Annotated in this window: 16 protein-coding genes and 1 riboswitch; of the genes, 6 read left to right on the top strand and 10 right to left on the bottom strand. The window is 38.9% G+C overall.

Translation table 11 applies throughout. From position 1 onward, the window contains the following. Positions 1–102 precede the first annotated feature (102 nt). Entirely contained in the window at positions 103–843 is a 741-nt protein-coding gene (locus BFM98_RS10040; RefSeq protein WP_066037246.1) for a hypothetical protein, read from the top strand. Positions 844–904: 61 nt separating this feature from the next. Here the strand turns inward: BFM98_RS10040 and BFM98_RS10035 are convergent, their stop codons facing one another. Genes BFM98_RS10035 through BFM98_RS10020 form a run of 4 tightly spaced genes read right to left on the bottom strand, consistent with a single transcriptional unit; the run spans position 905 to position 3067 of the window. After that, a complete protein-coding gene (locus BFM98_RS10035; RefSeq protein WP_009370358.1) occupies positions 905–1258 on the bottom strand; it encodes a YhjD family protein in 354 nt (117 codons plus the stop codon). Next, entirely contained in the window at positions 1242–1577 is a 336-nt protein-coding gene (locus tag BFM98_RS10030) for a YolD-like family protein (protein WP_009370357.1), read from the bottom strand. Before BFM98_RS10030 ends, BFM98_RS10035 begins: the two co-directional genes overlap by 17 nt. 12 nt (positions 1578–1589) lie before the next feature. Beyond that, complete coding sequence (locus tag BFM98_RS10025) at positions 1590–2849, bottom strand: Y-family DNA polymerase (RefSeq protein ID WP_066037245.1); 1260 nt, start codon at positions 2847–2849, stop codon at positions 1590–1592. Continuing rightward, complete coding sequence (locus BFM98_RS10020; RefSeq protein ID WP_048392481.1) at positions 2846–3067, bottom strand: transcriptional regulator; 222 nt, start codon at positions 3065–3067, stop codon at positions 2846–2848. The genes BFM98_RS10025 and BFM98_RS10020 overlap by 4 nt, the downstream gene beginning before the upstream one ends. A 239-nt stretch (positions 3068–3306) precedes the next feature. Here BFM98_RS10020 and BFM98_RS10015 point away from each other — a divergent pair, with 239 nt between their 5' ends. After that, positions 3307–3963: a cupin domain-containing protein gene (locus tag BFM98_RS10015; protein ID WP_349679724.1), complete on the top strand. Its 657-nt coding sequence runs from the start codon at positions 3307–3309 to the stop codon at positions 3961–3963. A 97-nt stretch (positions 3964–4060) separates the two neighbouring features. Beyond that, entirely contained in the window at positions 4061–4543 is a 483-nt protein-coding gene (locus tag BFM98_RS10010; RefSeq protein WP_048392480.1) for a DUF3231 family protein, read from the top strand. Positions 4544–4592: 49 nt separating this feature from the next. Here the strand turns inward: BFM98_RS10010 and BFM98_RS10005 are convergent, their stop codons facing one another. Both BFM98_RS10005 and BFM98_RS10000 read right to left on the bottom strand, forming a co-directional pair. Further along, positions 4593–7199, bottom strand: a complete 2607-nt coding sequence (locus BFM98_RS10005; RefSeq protein ID WP_048392479.1) for a cation-translocating P-type ATPase — start codon at positions 7197–7199, stop codon at positions 4593–4595. A 253-nt stretch (positions 7200–7452) separates the two neighbouring features. Next, positions 7453–8643: an MFS transporter gene (locus BFM98_RS10000; protein WP_066037244.1), complete on the bottom strand. Its 1191-nt coding sequence runs from the start codon at positions 8641–8643 to the stop codon at positions 7453–7455. Positions 8644–8717: 74 nt separating this feature from the next. Continuing rightward, a riboswitch (purine riboswitch) is annotated at positions 8718–8817 on the bottom strand. A 159-nt stretch (positions 8818–8976) separates the two neighbouring features. On the opposite strand from BFM98_RS10000, the gene BFM98_RS23630 reads away from it, so the two are divergent. Beyond that, positions 8977–9180 (top strand): hypothetical protein, encoded by a 204-nt coding sequence (locus BFM98_RS23630; protein ID WP_036218669.1) that lies wholly within the window; start codon positions 8977–8979, stop codon positions 9178–9180. Positions 9181–9217: 37 nt separating this feature from the next. On the opposite strand, the gene lepB is transcribed toward BFM98_RS23630, so the two are convergent. The 3 genes from lepB to BFM98_RS09985 all read right to left on the bottom strand — a co-directional run bounded on the left by lepB (position 9218) and on the right by BFM98_RS09985 (position 11325). Then, on the bottom strand, positions 9218–9778 hold the full coding sequence (gene lepB / locus BFM98_RS09995) for a signal peptidase I (protein WP_048392477.1): 561 nt from the start codon (positions 9776–9778) through the stop codon (positions 9218–9220). A gap of 149 nt (positions 9779–9927) precedes the next feature. After that, on the bottom strand, positions 9928–10038 hold the full coding sequence (locus tag BFM98_RS09990) for a hypothetical protein (RefSeq protein WP_004230560.1): 111 nt from the start codon (positions 10036–10038) through the stop codon (positions 9928–9930). A gap of 351 nt (positions 10039–10389) precedes the next feature. Further along, complete coding sequence (locus tag BFM98_RS09985) at positions 10390–11325, bottom strand: LCP family glycopolymer transferase (RefSeq protein ID WP_054550408.1); 936 nt, start codon at positions 11323–11325, stop codon at positions 10390–10392. Positions 11326–11617: 292 nt separating this feature from the next. Between BFM98_RS09985 and BFM98_RS09980 the strand changes: the two genes are divergently transcribed. Together BFM98_RS09980 and BFM98_RS09975 are read left to right on the top strand one after the other, a co-directional pair. After that, a complete protein-coding gene (locus BFM98_RS09980) occupies positions 11618–12706 on the top strand; it encodes a M24 family metallopeptidase (RefSeq protein ID WP_066037243.1) in 1089 nt (362 codons plus the stop codon). A 14-nt stretch (positions 12707–12720) separates the two neighbouring features. After that, positions 12721–13920: an aminotransferase class V-fold PLP-dependent enzyme gene (locus BFM98_RS09975; RefSeq protein WP_066037242.1), complete on the top strand. Its 1200-nt coding sequence runs from the start codon at positions 12721–12723 to the stop codon at positions 13918–13920. 27 nt (positions 13921–13947) lie between these two features. Here the strand turns inward: BFM98_RS09975 and BFM98_RS09970 are convergent, their stop codons facing one another. After that, positions 13948–14721 carry an IclR family transcriptional regulator gene (locus BFM98_RS09970; RefSeq protein ID WP_066037241.1) on the bottom strand — a complete coding sequence of 258 codons (774 nt, stop codon included), beginning with the start codon at positions 14719–14721 and terminating at the stop codon, positions 13948–13950. Positions 14722–15108: the final 387 nt, after the last annotated feature.

Raw genomic sequence — 15108 nt, 5'->3', positions numbered from 1 at the left:
CTCCCTGGCATATAAGCTTTTCCTTCACGAATTCAACTGCTATGGGGCATGTTTGTACAGTATAATAAAGTCAATTAGCTATAGAAAAGGTGGAACTAGACATTGAAAAAAGAGATGTGGCTATGGTTATTAGGAATTTCTCTACTAGCTGGATGTAGTGTTACTGTTCCAAACGAGACAGTAAACACCCCTGCTGAACAGGTCTCATCACAGTTGGAGATACAGCATGAGGCTCCATTGATCGCCGTTTCCGATGATGAGAAGGTGAGATTATTTGCACGAAATGAAGCACAAAATGAAATTACAGAGGTAACTTTAGATATTGATGGTAAGCGGAAAAATTTTGACTGGACAATCCCTGATACAGGAACTAAACCTCAGTTATTCTATACAGATCTGACAAATGATCATAAGGAAGAGGCTGCTATTATTATCCAAACTGGACGAGGGACAGGCCTCAATCACTATGAGATTCATGTGGTAAATGGAGAGGATTTATCGGAGATGAATGTCCAACATTATGAAGACATCGTTGCACATACTATTGAATCAACGATTACGAAAAAAGATGATGGCACATTAGCGATTACGATGAAAGCACAGGGAAAAGAATCTACATTTGATTATGACTTTGATCCAGCACCAGATATCAAGCAAGCGCAACTTGCTTTCGGTGGTGTGGTCATTTATACAGTAGAAAATCAAAAAATAATGTTAAACATCCCTGGATCGATTGGCATCTCACCTATTTATGTAGCCGATGTTCGTATTACCTATCAATTTAATCGTACTAACAATGAGTTTCTTGTTGAGCAAATTGATGTGAAACCTATCGAGAAATAAAGCCGCCAAAAGCTGACCACTCCTGTCATCAGCTTTTGGCTTTTTCGTCGTAGATGTAAGCCTAGGCATTGTGTAAATGTTTATTCATTAGCTCTTCGACTTGTGTTTTTAACGCTTGATTGGCATAGCGTAGTACCTCATCATTGCCTGCGGTAGCCACCTGCACATCACTAAAATAATCATCAATTCGATGCCAGCCAACTAATCGTATTTTTTGTTGGGCGAGCTGACGTTTTAATTGAAAATAATCTTTGTGTAGCTGCTTTAATAAAGCATCCATAGCAGGTAAAAATACACGCTTCATCTTAAAATGCTCCGCCACTGTTAGATCGTGCTGTAAGGATTTCACAGCTAAATCAAGCAGCAAATATTGATGTAATAATCGTCGTTGCTCTCCATTAATCACATCCATCATCTTCTATACGAGCAGCATAAATGTATCTTAACGGGATGTGCTTCGTTGTGGTAATGGTTTCTAGTAGCAGCTGGTCCTCGTTCATCGCTTGAATGGTACCTCCCCATTGCACATAGTTACCATGTTCCCATATAGTTAACATAATATAGTTATGCTGTGTGAATGCTTGTGTGATTATTTGCTGTAATTCTTCAAGCTCCCATTCAGCATGTTCCCGAGGCAACTCTGTCAACACCTCTTGTTTCCATGCCTTCAAAAGCATTAAATGCTCTGGTAGCATCATCGCTGTCCATTTCATCGTTCCTCTATCTCTTATCATTTTTTCCACTCCTTATGCTAAATGCCCGCCCACTAAGCGATTCCGTGAAATAGCTGTACCAGCGCTGGTATAGGAGGCTGCGCGTAATAAGGCCACCACTCCATATTTTCTACGAATCGCATCCATGACATGACCAATGACCTGTCGCTGGTCCTTACGCTCATCAAATAAATCAAGCTGAATGCTACGCTCTGCCTCTAAATTTGTCAGTCTAACAGATAATTGACGCGCTGGCTCACCCGCAAAATGCTCATCTAGTAAGTCCAGACAAGTCTGATACATAACAAGGGTCTCATTGGTTGGACTTTCGATGGTTCTTGAGCGATGGAACCCCTTCGTCATCGCATTGCGACTGTAAGAGAGCCCCAAGCTAACAGTCCGCCCGACATAGCCTGCTTCCCGTGTACGTCGCATCACATCCTCACACATTTCTAGGAGTACAACTGCAATATCCTTTCGTGTGTGATAATCCTTCCTGAGCATTTGACCCTTCCCAAAGCTTAATGCCGCATTGTTCACCAATGGCTCACCTAATGTGGATAGATCAATGCCCCATGCATGGTAATAGTATTGATTACCCATAATACCAAAGCGCTTTTCTAATTCGGCTAAATCGGCATGGGCTAATCCACCGACTGTTTGAATGCCCATCGCATTTAAATTGGCTGCCATCTGTTTCCCAATCCCCCACATATCAGATAAAGGACGCACTGGCCAAAGCTTTGTTGGGACATCGGCATAGGTCCATTTGGCAAAGCCTGTTTTTTTTGCCTCTAAATCTAATGCTAATTTAGCCATCAACATGTTTGGTCCCATGCCAATGGCGGACGGAATGCGAAACTTTTCATAGATGTCTTCCTGAATCAATTTGGCTACCTGCTCAGGCGAACCCCAAAGTTGCTCCGTGCCTGTTAGATCTATAAAGCTTTCATCCACACTATAAACATGGATCGCCTCTGGAGGGACATATTGTGCAATCAGACGCGTAATGGCCATGGACATCTCTAGAAAAAAGGACATTTTTGGTTCAAACAACTTAATATCTGGATGTTTGGGAATTTCATAACGCCGATTCCCTGTTTTAATGTTAAATTTTTCTTTCATCACTGGTGATGCAGCCAGCACAATACTACCAGGTTGTTCAAAATTACCGATGATAGCAATTGGATCTGTCAGCACATCTAGCCCTTCTAGCATGGCAATACAGCTTGCATAAAAGCACTTCATATCAATACAAAAAATATCTTTCTGTGGGAAGTCGTTGTAATTCATATCACCTCAGACTCCCGTTGGAGAATGGGCAGAAGTGCTAGAACATTGTTAATATGAAACGTACGCTTCGCTAGCCTTGTAAAACAAAAGGCGGTAAAGGAATCACCTTTAATGTGGATAATTTTCACGCGCCTTTTCGTAATGGCACCTGATTTCGCTATATACATCATGTGAACGATTTGGTGACGATGCATGGCTTTTATCAACTGTTCTTTCATGTTGAATGCTCCTTTACTGACTCTGTTTGCGTTCATGTTGAACAGAGTTTTTGATAACTAAGAACAAACGTTTGTGTTTTTATTATACGCACGTATGTTCTGAAATAGAAGTGGTAATTTTAGCTAATTTTTTTCCAGACAGAGGCTGACTGTAGCTAGGCATTTGTGTAAGTCTAGAAGTACCTAAAACATAATCTATGATGATGAATAGCTCAATTTATATGAGAAAGGATGTAAGTATCAGCTCAAATATCGATTATAACTCCCCTTCTGCAGCGTTCACTTTTGATGTCAATAAAAGTACGCTTTTTAAAAAAGACTCCCGAAATTACATTAATATTCTCGGTGTGGAACAATTAAATACATTAGAAAATACATCTTTGCTTGATATTTTTTTAAGTAAAGACAATGTCATCGAGCCACATTACCATCAAAATGCTGCAGAGCTTGTCTATTGTATTGCAGGAGCAGCAACGGTTTCTATATTGAATCCCTTTACCAAGAAAATTCAAAACTATCCTATCAAGCCTGGGCAGGTTGCGAATGTACCACAGGGCTGGTGGCATTATGAAGTAGCCACAGAAGATGACACGCATCTACTTGCTATTTTTGATGCGCCAACGCCAGAGGTCATTTTAGGCTCTGATATCTTAAAATTCACACCAGCCAATATTATGGCCCATACGTATTGTTTAGATGAAGAACAATGGAAGAAAACGATTGCACCGATTGTTCCTACGACTTATATCGGACCAGCAAAAGGCTGCAATCGTGTCCAATCAGCAACCGATCAAGCCCCTTATAAACCAACCATGCCACAGCAATATATGAAACCATGTCCATACCCTTATCCCTATCGTTACCCTCCTATGTACCCTTATGGCACCTACTATTAGCGACCTCTTATACATTTTTTATTGTAAAAGATGAATAGAATGTCATTTACTGCTACATCCTAATCTTAAATCAACCTAAGAGTTAGGAAGTGTCAGGATGACAATGATAAATGAAAATCTAGCATCGCTACGATTTAAGGAGGTTTTCAAGCTTTGGTCACAGCTTGGGATCAATCAAGGCTATATTGCTTCCAGTCATGCTTTTTTTAAGCATACGCGTGATAAAAACTTAAAAATCCTTACATTGGAATTTATTCAATGTTTAAAAGAGGAAAATAAACAGCTAACACTGCTATTAAAGGAAAACGGTGTGCTGGCACCAACAGCATCAATAGAATACAGTAAAATGAAAATAACGGATATTCGTGGGAAATCTTTCATTAATGATGGCGAAATAAGTGCTATTTTATCGATGAATATTGCCTCTTCTTTGATTGCCGTAAGCCAAGCTTTAGAGCTGGCAGTAAAGAAAACACATCTAACCAAATATAGTGAACTCCATATGCGTTATGCGCTACTTGGAGCGAGATTGATTGACCTAAGTAAGAGTAAAGGCTGGTTATTAGCCTCTACACACTAAAAAGAAGCCTCCGTTTTAATAACTAACGGAAGCTTCTTTTTTTTAATCTTTATCGATTTCTCACGAACAGTAGCTTATACCATTGATTGACTAGGAATGGTAACACCGATAGGCTATAAATAAAGCCTAGCTGTGCTGGTGTTAATGGAGCTACCTCAAAGACCGTTGTAAGCATCGGCATAAATAAGACCATGTGTAAACTTAGCACACCAATGATAAAGGCGAACCACGTATATTTATTCGAAAATACACCAATCGCAAAGATGGATTGTTTGGATCGAGAATTAAAGCCATGCACTAACCTTGACAAGCATAGTGTTGTAAAGGCCATCGTGCTTGCTGTTAACGTATCGCCTGTCGATAAACCGATTTGAAACGCAATAATGGTGGAGATGGCGATTAATATCCCTTCAAGCACAACTTGTGTGGTAAATTTTTTATTTAATAAAGGAGTATGAATGTTTCTAGGCTTGTCCTTCATTGTTTTCTTATTATTTGGCTCTAAACCGATGGCAATAGCAGGCAGACTATCTGTTAATAAGTTGATGAATAGAAGATGGACAGGTGCGAAAGGAACAGGTAAGCCCAGAACCGTTGCATATAACACGACAAAAATAGCGCCTGCATTTCCAGATAATAAGAACAGAATGGCATTTTTAATATTTGTATAGATGCTACGGCCATTGGCGATTGCTTTAACAATTGTTGAAAAATTGTCATCCGTTAAAATCATGGATGAGGCATCTTTTGCAACCTCTGTGCCTGTTACGCCCATAGCCACCCCAATATCTGCTTGCTTCAAAGCAGGTCCATCATTGACACCGTCTCCTGTCATGGCAACCACATGTCCTTTATCCTGCCATGCTTTAACAATTCGAATTTTTTGGGCTGGTGTAACACGGGCATAAACAGAATAATCCTGTACTTTCTCTTGCAGCTCTTGATCAGTTAAGCCTTCGAGCGCATGTCCCTCTATAGCTTCAGCTGGATTTTGCAAAATACCAATTTGTTCGGCAATCGCGGTTGCTGTAATTTTATGGTCTCCTGTAATCATGACGGGTTTAATACCTGCCTTTATACAGCTTTCCACAGCCTCTTTCGACTCTTTTCTTGGAGGGTCCATCATCGCTACTAAGCCGACAAAGATTAAATCTCGTTCCGCTCGTGGATCGACTTTTTGTAGAGGCAATACCTCCTTATAAGCAATGGCTAACACCCTTAAACCATTCATAGAAAAATCACGATTCACCGCCTCGATTTTCTGGCGATGCTGCGGGGTTATCTCAAAAATACCTGTTGATGTTTTGATTCGTGTCACTTTTGGTAAGAGTACATCCAGAGCCCCTTTGGTAATCATGATGGGCTGCTTGTCCATCTGATTGACAGTGCTCATAAGCTTCCTCGTCGAATCAAATGGAATTTCAGCCAATCGTGGATATTGCTCACGTATCTTCAATTCATCTAACCCATACTGTTTCCCCAATTTCACGAGCGCAATTTCTGTAGGATCACCAATTTCTTTGTGGTCACGCTCGACAGCGTCACTACATAAAAGCGCTTTTACCATTAGTTCTTTTTCCACTGGATTTATTGGATTGAGCCAATCATGAGGAATTTTCTTCTGGTCCACAAAAACTTCCTGTACCACCATTTTATTTTCTGTTAAAGTACCTGTTTTATCAGAACAGATGACCGATACACTCCCCAAGCTTTCCACAGCATAAAGCTTGCGAATGATCGCATTTTCCTTTGCCATCTTTTGGGTGCCAAAAGCTAATACGATGGTCACGATAGAACTTAAAGCCTCAGGGATAGCCGCCACAGCAAGAGATACAGCAAACATAAAGGATTCCACTAAGGCTCGTCCTCGGATAAGATCAATCGTAAAGATTGCTAAACAAATCAGCGTAATCCCTAAGGCTAATTTTTCACCGAATTGATCGAGACTAATTTGTAATGGCGTTTTCTTTTCCTTGGCTGTATCGAGTAAATTCGCAATTTTTCCGATTTCCGTCTGCATCCCAATTGCCGTAACCATCACGATGCCACGTCCATTGGTCACAAAGCTTCCTGAATACACCATATTTTTCTTATCCGCAATGGTGATATTCTGCTTCCGAATAGGGTCTGTACTTTTTGCCACAGCAATTGATTCGCCTGTAAGAGAGCTTTCGTTGATGTGTAAATTATGGCTTTCTAGTAGTCTTCCATCCGCATTAATATAATCTCCAGCCTCCAACATCAGAAGGTCCCCTACTACAATTTCTTCAGAAGGAATTTCTACTAGTTGATTATGACGCATGACCTTGGCAATGGGAGAGGTCAATGCTTTTAGATTATCTAATGATTGTTCAGCCTTCACATGCTGCACTGTACCTAAAATGGCATTTAAAATAACCACGATCATGATCACAATGGTGCTTTCTACTTCTCCTAGTAGAAAGGAAACGAAGGCAGCAACGAGTAAAATGATGACCAATAAATCTTTGAATTGGCCCATAAAAACAGCCAACGTACTTGTCTTTTTCCCTTCCTCTAATACATTATAGCCATAGACCTGTTGCCTCTTTTGGACGTCATCATCAGTCAAACCTTGCGTGGTGACGTTCAATATCTTCATGACTTCAGCAGTTGATTGTTGATGATATTCAGTCATTGAGTTCTCCTTCCATTTACAAGATTTGAAAGCCTCCTACTATTTTTCTTAAAAATAATATTCGTTCTTAAAATCTCAAACTTCTCAAATCTGTAAATTCATTAACTACAACAATCTATTCCATAGGTAATTAGAGTATGCTAAGAAACCATAGAGAATTTAATTTTGGGAAGTGTACGAAAATAGATTCATGCAAACCAATTAAAAAGGTATTGGGATGGCTTTCCCAATACCTTTCAGGGCTATCGTTCGATTATGAATGATGATGTGCTGACTGATAATCTACGTGCTGCTCCTGTCCAAGAGGTGCCCTTTTAATAGAAAAGATCGCGCAGCCTAATGCACAAAGAACTAGAATCGTACCAAAGCTAGCTAGGTGCATAACGGACCCTGTCCAAGCAAACATTGCGCCACCAACTGCTGATCCGATAGAAATACCAATTTGCAGGGCAGCTGTATTTAAGCTTTGCTGAATATCCGATGATTGAGGATCCGCCTGAATTAAGTAATTTTGTAATGGCGGTGTCAGTGCCCAGCTCAACGCACCCCATAAAACCGTAAATACTAAAAACAGTGGAAGGGCAATAATTGTATAAGGAATACTAAATAAGACAATGGCAAAGGCTGAGACAATTAAGATTATGGCTTTACTTGTGCCAATTTTATCACTCACCCATCCACCTACAGCATTCCCACTAACAGAGGCAATACCAAAGATTAAGTAACAGATACTAATCCATGAAGCATTCATATCAAATGCCTCTACTAAAAATGGTGTTAAATAGGCGTAGAGCATGTAATGGCCCGCTAGCATAAATAGGGTAGTTAACTGTGCTGTCAGGATTTTCAAATTCGCCAGCGATTTAATTTGCGCCTTGGATGGCACTACTTCTCCAATTGGCATTTTTTCAAGTAATAAAGCAATTAATATCATTGAAATCGTTGATAGGATACTAATACCTAAAAATACAGCTCGCCAGCCAAACGCTTCTGTAATAAAAATACCCATTGGCACACCGATCACCAGCGCAGAACTTACCCCCATAAAAACAAGCCCCAGTGCTTTAGCACGATGGCGAGGCTCTACGATTTTAGTTGTAATCGTTAATGATAAAACAATCACTAACGCTGTACTCATAGCTGTGAAAATACGTGCGATTAGCACAATGATAAACGTTGTACTAAAGAAGGTCATTAGATTTCCTAACGTAAAAATAAATAAAGAAATAAGGAATAAGCGCTTGCGTTCCACCTTGGCTGTCAAGGATAGTAGGACAGGTGCAGAAATCGCATAAACAAGTGCAAAAATAGTAATTAATTGTCCCGCTGTCGCTAAAGACACATCTAAATCCTCTGCAATATTTGGCAGGATTCCACCAACAATTAATTCAACTAACCCTACTGCAAAGGTAGTCACAGCAAGAATATAAACTCTCCAATTCATCGTAATCTCCCCTTCGATACACGTTCATTTTTGTAGGAGATTGTTTTAAAACAAACTAAAAAAATCCTGACTACAAAAATGAAGCAAAGTTTTGTAGTCAGGATTTTATGGTTCCTGGTAGAGACCCTCAATCCATATTATTGAGGTTATACAGATCAAATATTTACTTTAGCTATAGTAGCACATCAAAATTTCATTGACAATAGCTTTTTTCATAGAATTCATTGCCTCTAAAAATCTTTTTGGCAAGAGAAAATTTCGATTTTCTGCTTATATTTCGACGAATTTGACCATATATATAAACATACAATAACTATTTTACGAGGTGATTGTTTGCGTATAGTAGGATTTGTCTGCTATTTTTTAATACTATTTTATGGCGTAGAATTAGTAGAAGAAGCGTTCACAAATGAAGAACCAGCAATGCAATCTCCCATGAAAAGTAAGCCATCGCCCATCAAGGAAACCGTTGAAAATTCAAGGATTTGTGTCTATTATCCCACTTATAAAAGCTGTACCGATTTACCCCAACAATAAAAAAGAGGCTACTCAATGGAGTGACCTCTTTTTTCAATCATTTTGAGCCAATATGAAAATGACTAAATGGATATAGTATTAATTTCGATTCACCATATACAGCATCCTCTGAAATTAAACCATAATGGCGACTGTCACTACTTTTTAGGCGATTGTCACCAAGCACAAAATACATGCCCTCTGGCACTTCTTTTTCATTCACTAATTGTTCCAATGTAAAGTTTTCCGTAATGCGTAATTGATTAGGATCATCCGTTTGACGGTTCACATAATCTTCTTTATATGCTTTGCCATTGACGTACAATACATCATCTTTCATTTCCACTTTATCCCCTGGAAGACCGATGACACGTTTAATATATAACTCATCTTCGACAGGAGATTGGAAAACAATTTGATCAAAACGCTCGATTTTACTTGTTTTGCTTACAATAATAATATCCTTATCGTGATAAGTTGGATACATAGATGCTCCCTGTACTTTAATCGGCGCAAATAAGAATTGCTTACAGCCAAAAACAACAACAGCTGTAATGACAATAATTTTGATGTAGGATAATATTTCTTTTTTAAGATTGGATGTTTTTTCCGCTTGCATGCTCATTCCCCGATACTGTTTTTTTAATAGTATAACATTTTCTCACTATTATTGACGAATGAATCACACAAATTGTTTCCTATTCATAGAAAAATAGACAAGGCTACAAAGTAACATTGTCTAGAAATTGATATTTTACTGTTTCAACGTTATGAATGGTTAGTTTGTGTAGCAGAGTGATGCTGCTCGTTTAATAAATCTACTGCTAATACGATACCCACTGGTAATGCAAATGCTAATAAAATTGTGCCTACAATCATCACAATCACTCCTTTAACCATTTCTAATGTCAGTATACACTTAATTTTCTGATATTTCAAGAAATATCGAAAAATGATGAATAACAGCAAAAAAATCATTCAACTAGGCATGCACCCTACCTGAATGATTTTTTATCCCTTACATAAATAATTTTAAACATAATACTTGTAGGCCTCTAATTGCTGATTGGACTGGATTTTTTCGCACTTTACGTTTAGGTACATAGCTTTGCATGCAATGATTCAGCGCTGTATACCTCAGCACCTGGGTCCTCCCATTCATTCATCTCCCTCCCTTCGTGGCCAAAAAGTTTACAACTAGTATGCGACATTTGTAAGCAACTTGCTTACTTACTTTTGTAAATGGTTTTTTAAATCTGTTTGTATTTTTTGAAGCTCTGCCTCATTCGGAATATAGTACCAAATGCGGTTAATCCTTTCACCGTCTCCCTGTTCGAACGATAACTGCTCAATATCCTTATCCATTTTTTTATAAATACTTTGCAGCTGAATAAGGTCCTTCACCGAAAAGTTCATGCGAACATTGTCGCCTAGTACATTCAACATATCAGTTGCTTTTAATAATGTTGATGGTGTGGAGGCTTTTTTCATCACCGCTTCAATGATTTGACGTTGTCGAATTTGGCGTCCAAAATCACCTCGAGGATCTTCATAACGAATACGAGAAAAAATAAGGGCCTCATTACCATCTAATGTGATTTCTCCCTTTGGATAGTGGTATTCGTCAAAGGTTAAATCCATATCATTATCGATTGTTACGCCACCCAGCGTGTCAATAATTTGTAAAAAGCCCTCCATATTAATAAATACATAATAATCAATGGGTATATCTAAAAAATTTTCGACCGTATCCACAGCCATAGGGACGCCTCCAAAGGCATAGGCATGATTAATCTTATCTACCGTATCATGACCAACGATTTCTGTTCGAGTATCACGGGGTATACTAAGCATTTTCATCGTCTGCTTTTCAGGATTTACAGTGATTACAATCATGGTATCGGAACGTCCACTATCATCTTTACGTTCATCGACCCCAAGCATTAGAACCGAAAAGGGATCTTTTTTAATCACTGTTTTTTCTTCTGGTTGTGCTGCATCTGTTGTTTGAATAAGTGGTGTATTTATTTTATTCATAGTTTTTTGGATGGTAAAGTAGGCAGTACCTATAAAAATTAAAAAAATTGCTAATAGGCTACCAACAATCCACAGCCATAATTTTTTCTTGCTCTTTTTCTCTTTTGAGCGTTTCATGTTTTTTTCCATACATAAGTCCTTTCTTGCTTAACAATTTTGCCCCTCTTTTTGACGTATTAAGTTGGAAAAAAGTTTATCTAGTCTACTTATATGCATAATGAACGAAAAAAAGACGTACACTAGTATTTACTAAATTTACAACATACTATTCCCTCATTTGTCAATTATCTTCCTTTTACATTCATTGCCCTCTATCAAAATGGTGCTATCTTAATTTATTGAAAATTCATTATTGTTGATATATACTATTTTTCAGATACAACGTCTCTATAATAGAAACGTTTTTAGGAGGAATCACTCAATGTTTCAAAAAAGAAGAGAGCAGCTCGTTTCCCGTATGCAGCAACAGTCAATTGATGTAGCAGTGCTAGTGCCAGGGTCAAACATGTATTATTTTACAGGTCTTCAGTTAAAGCAAAGTGAACGCCTAACAGTAGTCGCTATTACTGCTCATCATCAATTATACTTTCTCGTTCCACAAGTAGAATTAACAAAAGTTGACTTGGGTAATGGAGGGACAATCCTATCCTATTCGGATGAGGAAGGACCGTCACAGGCCATCCAGCAACTAAAAAAAGAGCTAGGAACAGCGCAGACACTTGCCGTTGAGTTTGACACCATGCGCGTGAAGGAACAGAAAGCTATCGAAAACCTTACATATGACACTTTATGTAATATCGGTGAAACCATTCGTGATATACGTATGGAAAAAGATGAACACGAAATAGCCCTCATGCGTCAGGCTGTACAGATCGTCGAAGAAAGTCTTGCAGCCACATTACCGATTATTCAAGCTGGTATTTCAGAGATGGAAGTCGCAGCCCAATTAGAATATGAAATGAGACGACGTGGATCAGAGGGAACACCTTTTGGAACCATTGTTGCTTCTGGTTATCGAGGTGCACTTCCTCATGGTAGAGCGAGCACAAAGAAAATAGAGACAGGTGAATTAATCGTCATAGATTTTGGCGCGATTTATAAGGGCTATGTGGCGGATATGACTAGAACAGTTGCTTTAGGAGAAGTTTCTCCAACGCTCAAAACAATTTATAGCATTGTGAAGCAAGCAAATGAAACAGCCATAGCAGCCATAAAACCAGGTATGACAGCTCATGCCATTGATGATCTAGCCAGAGACATTATTCGCGATGCCGGCTATGGCAATTCTTTCACACACCGACTTGGCCATGGCATTGGTTTAAGTGCACATGAAGAGCCTTATATGATGCAGCGTAATCAGCTAGTGTTAAAGCCAGGCATGGCCTTTACCGTGGAGCCAGGTATCTATGTGCAAGATGTTGGTGGTGTTCGTATCGAGGATAATTTAATCGTCACAGAAAATGGTTACGAAAATTTAATGACCTATTCGAAAGAATTAATCATTTTATAAGGTTGGTGTGTACAATGATCGATATGAGGAAAATACAACAGGATATGCCGCTACTTGAACACTATATTTATCTAAACACAGCTGCTGCATCTGCCATGCCACAGCCAGTAGTGGATGAAATGACTAGCTATCTCCAAAAACAAGCAAGTATTGGTCCCTACTTGCCCTCTTTTCGTCAAGAAACGTATGCGCAAGTAGAGCGTATTCGAGAAAAAGCAGCATTGTTCATCGGCGCAACAAAAGAGGAAATTGCCTTTGTGCCAAACGGTTCAGTGGCGATTAATTATGTCGCAGGGGGCTTGCAATGGAAACAGGGAGATGAGGTCATAGTGCTCGACACAGAAATGTTGAGTAACTATGTGCCTTGGCTTGCCCTTCAGCAGCAAGGGGTTCAGCTGAAGGTGTTAAAAACCAATGATGAATATATGGTAGATTTATATGCACTTGAGCAACTCATCACACCACAAACAAAATTGATTGCCTTTGCCCATATGTCCAATGCTGCTGGGGCACTCCAGCCTGCCAAAGAAATATGTCAGCTCGCCCAGCAACACCATGTACTAACATTGATGAATGCCAATCAAACACTTGGTTTAACACCAATGAATGTTGCAGAGCTTGGCTGTGACTTTCTAGTTGCATGTGGACGAAAATGGCTACGCGGCCCTGAAGGATCAGGTATTTTATACGTACGAGAAGCACTCATTCCAACATTGACACCTATTATGATTGGCTGGGGCAGCACCCAGTGGGATTATCAAAACAATGCCTATTCTTTTGTAGAAACCGCTAAACGTTTTGAACCAGGTTGTCCAATTATTCCAAGTATTTTCGGCTTAGGGGCAGCTATTGATTATGCGAACAATATCGGTATCCATCACATATATAATCGTGTAAAGCAGCTAACAAACTATTTAATTGAACAGCTTGCCACCATTCCAGGCATTGTCTTATATGGTCCTCAAAATAGTGCCCATCGATTATCGATTACGCCATTTAACATTGAAGGGCTGTCACCAGATGAGCTAACCAATGCTTTAGCAGAACATGGGGTCATCATTGAAGCTGGAACATTTATGGCGAATACCATTATGGAACGCAATCAAATTTCTAAAATGGCCCGTTTTTCACCACACTATTTTAATACGTTTGAAGAAATTGACAAGGCCGTATCCATCATGAAAAAAATCCAAGCAAAGGCTCAGGATAGTTAATGTCTATCTTGAGCCTCTTTTTCATGCTTATTCATGATATAATTTAAAGCTGTATTGATCGAAATACCGTTGAATATTCATCGCTCCATATTGAAGAACATTCACCATATCAGGTAACTTCTCCTCTGTTGGCTTACGATAAATAGGGCCAGCAATTGTTAAAGAGGCAATGACTTCTTTTTTACTATTAAAAAGAGGTACACCTAGCCCAAATACTGAATGAGAGTACTCTCCTGTTGAAAAGCACCAGCCTTGCTGTTGTATTTTTTCTAAATCGGTTAACATTTCATCAGGGTCAGTAATGGTTTCAGGCGTTAATCTTTTCATCCCATGCTCCATGATCTCCTTTTTTCTCTCTTCAGGTAGATACGCCATGATGACTTTACAAGATGCCCCGATATGTAGTGGTGTCCGCGTGCCAATCGACACTGAAAACTTAATGGTTTGAGAGCTCTCAGCTATTTCTACTGTGACACCATCTGTTCCATCCAGCCATGTTAAAAATACGGATTCTTTGATGGTATCTGCAAGGTTGATCATAATTGGTAAAACAAAGTCAGAAAGATTTAATTTATCTTTAACCATCTGGCCATATTCTAGAAAGCGAAGCCCTAATTCATATTTTTTTGTCTCAGGATTTTGAATAAGAAAGCCTTGTTTTTCGAAGGTTGCTAAAATCCGATAAATAATGGAGTGACTAATATCCATCTCTTTTGCTAGCTCACGAACACCCCATGTAGGATTTTCCTTATTAAAATATTTCAGTACCTCCAATGAGTTATCTAATGTTTTTAATGTCATTTCACACCTCAAATGTCTCTATAATAGAACCGTATTTTGATTATAAAATGAAGACGGACAATTTTCAATAAATTCAACTATTTTACAATTAGATTTTAAATGAACTATTTCATTTCAAGCAGTTCATATGGACATTCGGATTGTGCTGAGCATGGCTATCACCTAAAAAAGGAAAGCTATCCGCTGGAATCCTCTTTTTATCCGTCACATTTTGAGTTTTATCCGCCAGTTTGGACATTCTATCCACTTAGAGCCATTCTATCACCCAAAAAACGAAGGCTATCCGCTAGATTCCTCTTTTTATCCGTCACATTTCGAATTTTATCCGCCAGTTTGGACATTCTATCCACTTAGAGCCATTCTATCAAGATTAAGTCCATATAATTG

This window comes from Lysinibacillus sp. AR18-8, from assembly GCF_001705465.1.
GTDB classification, from domain to species: Bacteria; Bacillota; Bacilli; order Bacillales_A; family Planococcaceae; genus Lysinibacillus; species Lysinibacillus capsici.
Note: the sequence above shows the minus strand (reverse complement) of the source record. Positions and strands in the feature narration are given on the sequence as shown.

What these genes read in the sequence shown, in the direction of transcription:
- BFM98_RS10035 (WP_009370358.1), bottom strand. Translation starts at nt 1,258, where the DNA reads ATGATGGATGTGATTAATGGAGAGCAACGACGATTATTACATCAATAT.
- BFM98_RS10030 (WP_009370357.1), bottom strand. Translation starts at nt 1,577, where the DNA reads ATGATAAGAGATAGAGGAACGATGAAATGGACAGCGATGATGCTACCA.
- BFM98_RS10025 (WP_066037245.1), bottom strand. Translation starts at nt 2,849, where the DNA reads ATGAATTACAACGACTTCCCACAGAAAGATATTTTTTGTATTGATATG.
- BFM98_RS10020 (WP_048392481.1), bottom strand. Translation starts at nt 3,067, where the DNA reads ATGAAAGAACAGTTGATAAAAGCCATGCATCGTCACCAAATCGTTCAC.
- BFM98_RS10010 (WP_048392480.1), top strand. Translation starts at nt 4,061, where the DNA reads ATGACAATGATAAATGAAAATCTAGCATCGCTACGATTTAAGGAGGTT.
- BFM98_RS10005 (WP_048392479.1), bottom strand. Translation starts at nt 7,199, where the DNA reads ATGACTGAATATCATCAACAATCAACTGCTGAAGTCATGAAGATATTG.
- BFM98_RS10000 (WP_066037244.1), bottom strand. Translation starts at nt 8,643, where the DNA reads ATGAATTGGAGAGTTTATATTCTTGCTGTGACTACCTTTGCAGTAGGG.
- lepB (WP_048392477.1), bottom strand. Translation starts at nt 9,778, where the DNA reads ATGCAAGCGGAAAAAACATCCAATCTTAAAAAAGAAATATTATCCTAC.
- BFM98_RS09990 (WP_004230560.1), bottom strand. Translation starts at nt 10,038, where the DNA reads ATGATTGTAGGCACAATTTTATTAGCATTTGCATTACCAGTGGGTATC.
- BFM98_RS09985 (WP_054550408.1), bottom strand. Translation starts at nt 11,325, where the DNA reads ATGGAAAAAAACATGAAACGCTCAAAAGAGAAAAAGAGCAAGAAAAAA.
- BFM98_RS09980 (WP_066037243.1), top strand. Translation starts at nt 11,618, where the DNA reads ATGTTTCAAAAAAGAAGAGAGCAGCTCGTTTCCCGTATGCAGCAACAG.
- BFM98_RS09975 (WP_066037242.1), top strand. Translation starts at nt 12,721, where the DNA reads ATGATCGATATGAGGAAAATACAACAGGATATGCCGCTACTTGAACAC.
- BFM98_RS09970 (WP_066037241.1), bottom strand. Translation starts at nt 14,721, where the DNA reads ATGACATTAAAAACATTAGATAACTCATTGGAGGTACTGAAATATTTT.